The 8,663-nt window shown below is 63.6% G+C and carries 7 protein-coding genes and 3 tRNA genes; 3 read left to right on the forward strand and 7 right to left on the reverse strand.

What is annotated here, in order from left to right:
- The first annotated feature begins 38 nt into the window (after nt 1-38).
- Both F3J43_RS06170 and F3J43_RS06175 read left to right on the forward strand, forming a co-directional pair.
- Nucleotides 39-212, forward strand: coding sequence for a DUF3094 family protein (locus tag F3J43_RS06170; protein ID WP_166883926.1), 174 nt, complete (start codon nt 39-41; stop codon nt 210-212).
- An 81-nt stretch (nt 213-293) separates the two neighbouring features.
- Nucleotides 294-1,589 (forward strand): NAD(P)/FAD-dependent oxidoreductase, encoded by a 1,296-nt coding sequence (locus tag F3J43_RS06175; protein WP_166883927.1) that lies wholly within the window; start codon nt 294-296, stop codon nt 1,587-1,589.
- Nucleotides 1,590-1,683: 94 nt separating this feature from the next.
- Here F3J43_RS06175 and F3J43_RS06180 read toward each other — a convergent pair whose 3' ends face one another.
- The 7 genes from F3J43_RS06180 to rluD all read right to left on the reverse strand — a co-directional run bounded on the left by F3J43_RS06180 (nt 1,684) and on the right by rluD (nt 7,464).
- The gene (locus F3J43_RS06180; protein ID WP_166883928.1) at nt 1,684-2,220 is read right to left on the reverse strand and encodes a dihydrofolate reductase family protein; all 537 of its coding nucleotides are present in this window, start codon (nt 2,218-2,220) and stop codon (nt 1,684-1,686) included.
- A gap of 113 nt (nt 2,221-2,333) precedes the next feature.
- Nucleotides 2,334-2,409: transfer RNA gene (locus tag F3J43_RS06185), tRNA-Lys, on the reverse strand.
- Nucleotides 2,410-2,415: 6 nt separating this feature from the next.
- A tRNA-Pro gene (locus tag F3J43_RS06190) sits at nt 2,416-2,492 on the reverse strand.
- Between the two features lie 4 nt (nt 2,493-2,496).
- Nucleotides 2,497-2,572: transfer RNA gene (locus tag F3J43_RS06195), tRNA-Asn, on the reverse strand.
- 449 nt (nt 2,573-3,021) lie between these two features.
- Nucleotides 3,022-5,586 carry an ATP-dependent chaperone ClpB gene (clpB, locus tag F3J43_RS06200; RefSeq protein ID WP_166883929.1) on the reverse strand — a complete coding sequence of 855 codons (2,565 nt, stop codon included), beginning with the start codon at nt 5,584-5,586 and terminating at the stop codon, nt 3,022-3,024.
- A gap of 178 nt (nt 5,587-5,764) precedes the next feature.
- On the reverse strand, nt 5,765-6,505 hold the full coding sequence (gene pgeF / locus F3J43_RS06205; RefSeq protein WP_166883930.1) for a peptidoglycan editing factor PgeF: 741 nt from the start codon (nt 6,503-6,505) through the stop codon (nt 5,765-5,767).
- Nucleotides 6,502-7,464, reverse strand: coding sequence for a 23S rRNA pseudouridine(1911/1915/1917) synthase RluD (rluD, locus tag F3J43_RS06210; RefSeq protein ID WP_166883931.1), 963 nt, complete (start codon nt 7,462-7,464; stop codon nt 6,502-6,504). The genes pgeF and rluD overlap by 4 nt, the downstream gene beginning before the upstream one ends.
- 149 nt (nt 7,465-7,613) lie before the next feature.
- Here rluD and F3J43_RS06215 point away from each other — a divergent pair, with 149 nt between their 5' ends.
- On the forward strand, nt 7,614-8,633 hold the full coding sequence (locus F3J43_RS06215) for an outer membrane protein assembly factor BamD (RefSeq protein ID WP_166883932.1): 1,020 nt from the start codon (nt 7,614-7,616) through the stop codon (nt 8,631-8,633).
- The last annotated feature ends 30 nt before the right edge of the window (nt 8,634-8,663 follow it).

An 8,663-nucleotide genomic window follows, 5' to 3' on the forward strand; every position in this document is an offset into this window, starting at 1 on the left:
TACACGCAGCCACAAACGTCTATCTGACGAGGCCCACCATGACCAGCCGCCTGAATCCCGAAGATCAGCGTCGTGTCGATGAGTACCTGAGCGCCCCCCAGCATCGAGTCGAGCGCAGGCCCTTCCGGCCTTGGCTGCTCCTGTTCCTGGTGGTCGCGGTGACCGTTGGTCTGGGCCTGTTGAGCCGTCTGCTGAGTCGGTTGGTGCTATGAGCTGCCTTGCGCTCGCCCGCCCTTCAGCACTAAGGCCGGACCTTGTGTCCACGAATTCCGTAAAACTTGTGAGATATCCCCATGACTCATCGCATCGTGATTGTCGGCGGCGGCGCCGGCGGCCTGGAACTGGCGACCCGCCTGGGCAAGACCCTAGGCAAGCGCAAACAGGCCGAGATCACCCTGGTTGATGCCAACCTGACCCACATCTGGAAACCACTGCTGCACGAAGTGGCTGCCGGCTCGCTGAACTCCTCGGAAGACGAGCTGAACTACGTGGCCCAGGCCAAGTGGAACCACTTCAACTTCCAGATGGGCCGCATGAGCGGCCTGGACCGTGAACACAAGCTGATCCAGCTGGCCGCGACCCTCGACGACGACGGCCACGAGCTGCTGCCTGCGCGCACCCTGGGCTACGACACCCTGGTGATCGCAGTGGGCAGCAACACCAACGACTTCGGCACCCTAGGCGCGGCCCAGCACTGCCTGTTCCTCGACAGCCGCAAGCAAGCCGAGCGCTTCCACCAGCAACTGCTCAACCACTACCTGCGTGCCCACGCCGGCGACGTGGCCAGCGAGCAGATCAGCGTGGCCATCGTCGGCGCCGGCGCCACCGGTGTCGAGCTGGCGGCCGAGCTGCACAACGCCGCCCACGAGCTGGCGGCCTACGGCCTGGACAAGATCCAGCCCAAAGACATGCACATCACCATCATCGAAGCCGGCCCGCGGGTGCTGCCGGCGCTACCGGAGCGCATCAGCGTGCCGGTGCACAAGACTCTGGAAAAACTCGGGGTGACGGTGATGACCAACGCCGCGGTCAGCGAAGTGACCGCCGATGGCCTGAAGACCGCCTCGGGCGAAGTGATCCAGGCCAGCCTGAAGGTGTGGGCGGCGGGCATTCGCGCACCGGGCTTCCTCAAGGATATCGACGGCCTGGAGACCAACCGCATCAACCAGCTGGTGGTGCGCCCGACCCTGCAGACCACCCGCGACGACAACATCTTCGCCTTCGGCGACTGCGCCGCCTGCCCGCAGCCGGGCAGCGACCGCAACGTGCCACCACGGGCCCAGGCCGCGCACCAGCAAGCCTCGTTGCTGGCCAAGAGCCTGAAGGCGCGCCTCGAGAACAAGCCGCTGCCGACCTACGCGTACAAGGACTACGGCTCGCTGGTATCGCTGTCGCGCTTCTCGGCGGTGGGCAACCTGATGGGTAACCTGATGGGCAGCGTGAAGCTGGAAGGCTGGCTGGCGCGGATGTTCTACGTGTCGCTGTACCGCATGCACCAGATGGCACTGTACGGGGCCTTCCGCACCTTGATGCTGATGATCGGCAGCAAGATCGGCCGGGGTACCGAGCCGCGCCTGAAGCTGCACTGAGGCTTCAAGATCCTGGGGCTGCCATGCAGCCCTTTCGCGACCCAAGGCCGCTCCTGCAGGAGATTGCGTTTCTCTACAGGAGCGGCCCCGCCACTCACCTGAGCACGCGATACGTGCTCTGCACAAACCCGCTCTCGTAGCTGGTCGTCCTCATGTGCTGCAACAGCACATCCTTCGCCAACCCGCCGAACAACGCTATCCCCTGCCCCAGCAGCACGGGAATGCGGGTAATGGTCAACTCGTCCACCAACCCCTCCCGCAAGAACCCCTGGATCAGCTTGCCACCATCCAGGTACAGGCTCCTGGCCTCCGTTTCCTGTAAGTGCTCGAGCAGCGCCGGGATCGGCCCCGGGTGCAGTTCGACGCCCTCCGGCGTGCCCTCAGGCAACTGCTGGAGACTGGTGCTGACCACCACCACACGAATGTTCGGATACGGCCACTCACCGAATGTCATGACCTTGTCGAAAGTGCCACGCCCCATCACCAGCGTGTCGACGCTGGCCATGAACCCGGCGTAGCCATGGTCGTCGGTGGATTGGGTAGCGCCCAGCAGCCAGTCGAGGCCACCGTCTTCGCGGGCGATGTAGCCATCCAGGCTGGTGGCGATGAATACGCTGGCCTTGAGAGCCATGGCGGGATGCTCCTTGTGACAAAAGCCATAGGCTAACAAGGGCACGAGGAAGGGTCTGTGATTTATTGTGTGCAAAAGAAAAAGGGCATCTCATTCGAGATGCCCTTTTTACATGGTGGGTCGTGTAGGATTCGAACCTACGACCAATTGGTTAAAAGCCAACTGCTCTACCAACTGAGCTAACGACCCGGAAAATGGTCGGGGTGAGGGGATTCGAACTCCTGACATCCTGCTCCCAAAGCAGGCGCGCTACCGGACTGCGCTACACCCCGAGATTGGCTCCGCGACCTGGACTCGAACCAGGGACCCAATGATTAACAGTCATTTGCTCTACCGACTGAGCTATCGCGGAACTGAACTTCGGTACATCTTTACAGCTTCGAAGCCTGTGTTAGCTTCGTACTCTTTAGCTTCTTCGCTTTCGCGTTGTCGCTGCTGAGGCCGGCTATTCTACATTCTTCGTTTTGCTTGTCAACCACTTTTTTTCATTCAACTTACTGATTTGTAAGTTGTTTTCAGATCGTCGGTGTTGCTGGCGATCTGCTCAGTGCCTGACAGCGGGGCGAATATTAGGGGCACTTCGATTTTTGTGCAAGCACTTTTTTCAAAATTTTCAGCAAGTTAGATCCGGGCCCGAAAAATCAGGGGGTTGCGCTGCCTGTACCCAGGCTAGCGCGCCCCCATAAGCCCATGCGAGGGCCGAGCGTCATATCTTGTGAACGCGCCCTTGCCTCGCGCTGGCGATGGCCCGGCCATAAAAAAGAGCCCCGCTTGCGCGGGACTCTTCATTGGCTACCGTGATCAGGCGAAGACGATCTCGTCGCCCTCCACCTGCGCGGTGATCGCCGTGCCAGGCAGGAACTGACCGCTCAGGATCAGTTGCGCCAGCGGGTTCTCGATCCAGCGCTGGATCGCCCGCTTCAGTGGACGTGCGCCATACACCGGGTCGTAACCGACGGCGATCAGCTTGTCGAGCGCCTCCGGACTCAGGCTCAGCGACAGCTCGCGCTCGGCCAGACGGCTGCGCAGGCGGCCAAGCTGGATCTCGGTGATGCCAGCGATCTGCTCACGGCCCAACGGCTCGAACACCACCACTTCGTCGATCCGGTTGATGAACTCCGGACGGAAGTGTGCACCCACCGCATCCATCACTGCCGCACGTTGTGCCTCGCGATCACCGGCCAGCTCCTGGATCTGCGCCGAGCCCAGGTTGGAGGTCATCACGATCACGGTGTTGCGAAAGTCCACCGTACGCCCGTGGCTATCGGTCAGACGGCCATCCTCGAGCACCTGCAGCAACACGTTGAACACATCCGGGTGGGCCTTCTCCACCTCGTCGAGCAGCACCACCGAATACGGTTTGCGACGCACCGCCTCGGTCAGGTAGCCACCCTCCTCGTAGCCGACGTAGCCTGGCGGTGCACCGATCAACCGCGCCACGGAGTGTTTCTCCATGAACTCGGACATGTCGATGCGCACCATGGCCTCTTCGGTGTCGAACAGGAACTCGGCCAGCGCCTTGCACAGCTCGGTCTTGCCCACGCCGGTCGGGCCGAGGAACAGGAACGAGCCACTTGGACGGTTCGGGTCGGACAACCCGGCACGGGAACGGCGCACGGCGTTGGCCACGGCGGTCACCGCCTCGTTCTGGCCGATCACCCGCTCATGCAGCAGCGACTCCATCTTCAGCAGCTTCTCGCGCTCGCCTTCGAGCATCTTGGCCACCGGGATGCCGGTCCACTTCGACACCACTTCGGCGATCTCTTCCTCGGTCACCTTGTTGCGCAGCAACTGGTTCTCGGTCTTGCCGTGCTGGTCGACCATCTGCAGGCTGCGCTCCAGGTCCGGGATCACCCCGTACTGCAGCTCGGCCATGCGGCTGAGATCGCCTTTGCGACGGGCGGCTTCCAGCTCCTGGCGCGCTTGCTCGATCTTCTGCTGGATCTGCGCCGAGCCCTGCACTTCGGCTTTCTCGGAGGCCCAGATTTCCTCGAGGTCGGAGTACTCGCGCTCCAGTCGCTCGATTTCCTCGGTCAGTTTCTCCAGGCGTTTCTTCGCCGCTTCGTCTTCTTCTTTCTTCAGCGCCTGGGATTCCACCTTCAGCTGGATCAGGCGGCGGTCAAGACGGTCGAGCACCTCCGGCTTGGAGTCGATCTCCATGCGGATGCGGCTGGCGGCCTCGTCGATCAGGTCGATGGCCTTGTCCGGCAACTGACGATCGGTAATGTAGCGGTGGCTGAGTTTGGCTGCGGCAATGATCGCACCGTCGGTGATGGCCACCTTGTGGTGCACTTCATAGCGCTCCTTCAGGCCACGCAGGATGGCGATGGTGTCCTCCTCGCTCGGCTCTTCCACCAGCACCTTCTGGAAACGACGCTCGAGGGCGGCGTCCTTCTCGATGAACTGGCGGTACTCGTTGAGCGTGGTGGCACCAACGCAGTGCAGCTCGCCACGGGCCAGGGCCGGCTTGAGCATGTTGCCGGCGTCCATGGCGCCCTCGCCCTTGCCGGCGCCGACCATGGTATGCAGCTCGTCGATGAACAGGATGATCTGGCCTTCCTGCTTGGACAGTTCGTTGAGCAACGCCTTGAGGCGCTCCTCGAACTCGCCGCGGTACTTGGCGCCAGCGATCAGCGCGCCCATGTCCAGGGCCAGCAGGCGCTTGCCCTTGAGGCCGTCGGGGACTTCGCCGTTGATGATGCGCTGGGCCAGGCCTTCGGCAATGGCGGTCTTGCCGACACCGGGCTCGCCGATCAGCACCGGGTTGTTCTTGGTACGGCGCTGCAGCACCTGCACGGTGCGGCGGATCTCGTCGTCACGGCCGATCACCGGGTCGAGCTTGCCTTCCTCGGCGCGCTTGGTCAGGTCGACGGTGTACTTGTCCAGGGCCTGGCGCGATTCCTCGGCATTGGCGTCGTTCACCGCCGCGCCGCCGCGCAGGTTGTTGATGGCGTTTTCCAGGGCCTTCTTGCTCACGCCCTGGCCAAGCAGCAGCTTGCCGACCTTGCTGTGTTCGTCCATGGCAGCGAGCAGCACCAGCTCGCTGGAGATGAACTGGTCGCCCTTCTGCTGGGCCAGGCGATCGGCCTGGTTGAGCAGACGCGCCAGGTCCTGGGACATGTTCACGTCGCCGGTGGGGTTCTGGATCTTCGGTAGTTGGTCGAGCTCCTTGGTCAACGCCTTGCGCAGGCTGTTGATGTCGAAGCCGACCTGCATCAGCAGCGGCTTGATCGAGCCGCCCTGCTGGTCGATCAGCGCCTGCAGCAGGTGCAGGGGCTCGATGGCCGGATGGTCCATGCCCACGGCCAGGGATTGGGAATCGGATAACGCGAGTTGCAGCTTGCTGGTCAGTCGGTCTATTCGCATGGGGATACCTTCCTATAAAGGGCAGGCGGAGCGATGGACAGCACCTGTAATGAAGAACCTGCCTGAGATGACCAATAGATAAGGGTGATTCTGGAAGATTCAAGCGTAGCGGGGTTGACAGAAGTCAGCGCGCGCTGATTTGAGTGACCCAGGGCTCATGGCGTGGGAGCGGGCGGGTTCAGCGCGGCTGCAGCCAGACCAACGAAGCGAAGCGCCCGCCCTGCGGGGTACGGCGATAGGAAAAGAAGCGCGAATCGTTGACCGTGCACAAACCACCGCCATGGACGGCAGTCACCCCGAACGCCGCCAGGCGAATCCGCGCCAGCTGGTAGATATCGGCCATCAGCTTGCCCGGGCGCTCGCCATCGACGAAGGCCGCTGCGGCCTCGGGATGAACGGCAGTGAAGGCATCGCGCACTTCCAGGCCGACTTCGAAGGCCTGCGGCCCGATAGCCGGGCCCAACCACACCAGCACCTCTTCGGGCGGCACGGCCAGGCGGTCCAGGGTGGCCTCCAGCACGCCTCCGGCCAGCCCGCGCCAGCCGGCATGCGCGGCAGCCACGCGGGTACCGGCACGGTCACAGAACAGCGCAGGCAGGCAGTCGGCGGTCATCACCGTGCAGGCGATGCCCGGCTGGTCTGTCCAGCTGGCATCGGCTTCGGCCACCACGGCAGGGTTGGCATCCGCCACCACCAGCCCATGCAGCTGCTTGAGCCAGGCGGGCTGGATGGCGAACGCGTCGCTCAGGCGGCGGCGATTCTCGGCGACCGCGGCGGGGTCATCGCCCACATGGTCACCAAGATTGAAGGAGGCGTAAGGCGGCAGGCTGATACCGCCCTCGCGGGTGGTGACGCAGGCGCGAACCGAGGCCGGGGCCGGCCAGTCGGGGATGATCAGCGACTGCGTCAGGCCATTCATCCGATGAAACTCTCGCGGTCCTGGTCGAGCAGCGACAGCAGCCACTGGAAGTCATCCGGCAAGTCCGACTTCCATTCCATGCGCTCGCCTGTGGTCGGGTGGTCCAGCGCCAGGAAGCGGGCATGCAGGGCCTGGCGCGGGAAGTGCTTCACCGCCTCGACCATGGCCACGCTGGCGGCCGGCGGAATGCGAAAGCGCACGCCGTAGGTCTGGTCGCCGACCAGTGGATAACCGACATGCGCCATGTGCACGCGGATCTGGTGGGTGCGACCGGTCTCCAGCTTGACCCGCACATGGGTGTGCGAACGGAAGCGCTTGAGCACTCGGTAGTGGCTGACCGCCGGCTTGCCACCGTCGGTGACGGCCATGCGCTGGCGCTCGCCGCCGTGACGGCCGATCGGCGCGTCGATCTTGCCACCGGCGATCACCACGCCGACCACGATGCACTCGTAGATACGGCTGACCGAACGTCTCTGCAACTGGTCGACGAGGTTGGTTTGCGCCTGCAGGGTCTTGGCCACCACCATCAGGCCGGTGGTGTCCTTGTCCAGACGGTGCACGATGCCGGCACGCGGGACGTTGACGATGTCTGGAACATGGTGCAGCAGGGCATTGAGCAGGGTACCGTCGGGGTGACCGGCCGCCGGGTGGACCACCAGCCCGGCCGGCTTGTTGATCACCAGGATCTGGTCGTCCTCGTAGACGATGTCCAGCTCGATGTCCTGAGCCACCCATTCGCCCTGGGCCTCCTGTTCGGCCTCGAGGGCCAGGATGGAGCCGCTGTGGACGGTGTCGCGCGGTCGCAGCACCGCGCCATCGACGGTCAGGCGGCCTTCCTTGATCCACGAGGACAGGCGCGAACGCGAGTACTCGCCGAACAATTGGGCGGCGACCTGGTCGAGGCGTTGGCCGCCCAGTTCGGACGGGACCTCTGCGCTAAGTTGAATGATCTCGGACATGCTCGAATCGACGGGCGTTCAGCCTTTGGTTTCGGCTGCGCGCTTGTGGTTAAATACGGCTTCTTTTGCCCCGGGGTTGGCCGGGGGCGCTCATCATAACAGGACGGCACCGCCCAAGACAGCGGCCGTCTAAAGGGACGCAAGCCGCCATGCAAGTGAAACACCTGCTGCTGATCGCCATCCTCGGGCTCACCGCGGCCTGTTCCTCTAACAAGGAAGTCATTGACGAGAACCTCAGCGAGGCTGAGCTGTACCAGCAGGCTCAGGCCGACCTGGACAACTCCAGCTATACCAGTGCCGTGAACAAGCTCAAGGCCCTGGAATCGCGCTACCCGTTCGGCCGCTACGCCGACCAGGCCCAGCTCGAGCTGATCTACGCCAACTACAAGAATGCCGAGCCGGAAGCCGCCAAGTCGGCCGCCGAACGCTTCATTCGCCTGCACCCGCAGCACCCGAACGTCGACTATGCCTACTACCTCAAGGGCCTGACCTCGTTCGACCAGGACCGTGGCCTGCTGGCGCGCTTCCTGCCGCTGGACATGACCAAGCGCGACCCGGGCGCCGCCCGCGACTCGTACAACGAGTTCGCCCAGCTGACCAGCCGCTTCCCCAACAGCCGCTACGCCCCGGACGCCAAGCAGCGCATGATCTACCTGCGCAACCTGCTGGCCTCCTATGAAATCCACGTGGCCAACTACTACCTGAGCCGCGAGGCCTACGTGGCTGCTGCCAACCGTGGTCGCTACGTGGTGGAGAACTTCCAGGAAACCCCGTCGGTCGGCGACGGCCTGGCGGTAATGGTCGAGTCGTACCAGCACATGCATCTGGACGAACTGGCCGCCACCAGCCTCGAGACCCTCAAGCTCAACTACCCGGACCACCCGAGCCTGGTCGACGGCCAGTTCGTCGTCAAGCAGGATGAAAACGGCAACCGCTCCTGGCTGTCCAAGGTCACCCTGGGCCTGATCGACTCCTCGGCACCGCTGCCGCCAGGCGAGACCCGCGCCAACCAGGACGTGGTCAAGCAGTTCCAGGATGCCCGCTCGGAAATGCCGAAGGAGCTGCTGCCCAAGGACGAGAATGGCGATCCGATCCTGCCGGAAGGCCCGAAAGAAGCCGAGAAGGACCGCTCCTGGTTCAGCTACATGACCTTCGGTCTGTTCGACTGATCCCGCCGCGACAAGAAAGGGAGGCCTGAG

Origin of the sequence: Pantoea sp. Cy-639, from assembly GCF_011752525.1 — a bacterium.
Taxonomy (GTDB): domain Bacteria; phylum Pseudomonadota; class Gammaproteobacteria; order Pseudomonadales; family Pseudomonadaceae; genus Aquipseudomonas.

What these genes read in the sequence shown, in the direction of transcription:
- F3J43_RS06170 (WP_166883926.1), top strand. Translation starts at nt 39, where the DNA reads ATGACCAGCCGCCTGAATCCCGAAGATCAGCGTCGTGTCGATGAGTAC.
- F3J43_RS06175 (WP_166883927.1), top strand. Translation starts at nt 294, where the DNA reads ATGACTCATCGCATCGTGATTGTCGGCGGCGGCGCCGGCGGCCTGGAA.
- F3J43_RS06180 (WP_166883928.1), bottom strand. Translation starts at nt 2,220, where the DNA reads ATGGCTCTCAAGGCCAGCGTATTCATCGCCACCAGCCTGGATGGCTAC.
- clpB (WP_166883929.1), bottom strand. Translation starts at nt 5,586, where the DNA reads ATGCGAATAGACCGACTGACCAGCAAGCTGCAACTCGCGTTATCCGAT.
- pgeF (WP_166883930.1), bottom strand. Translation starts at nt 6,505, where the DNA reads ATGAATGGCCTGACGCAGTCGCTGATCATCCCCGACTGGCCGGCCCCG.
- rluD (WP_166883931.1), bottom strand. Translation starts at nt 7,464, where the DNA reads ATGTCCGAGATCATTCAACTTAGCGCAGAGGTCCCGTCCGAACTGGGC.
- F3J43_RS06215 (WP_166883932.1), top strand. Translation starts at nt 7,614, where the DNA reads ATGCAAGTGAAACACCTGCTGCTGATCGCCATCCTCGGGCTCACCGCG.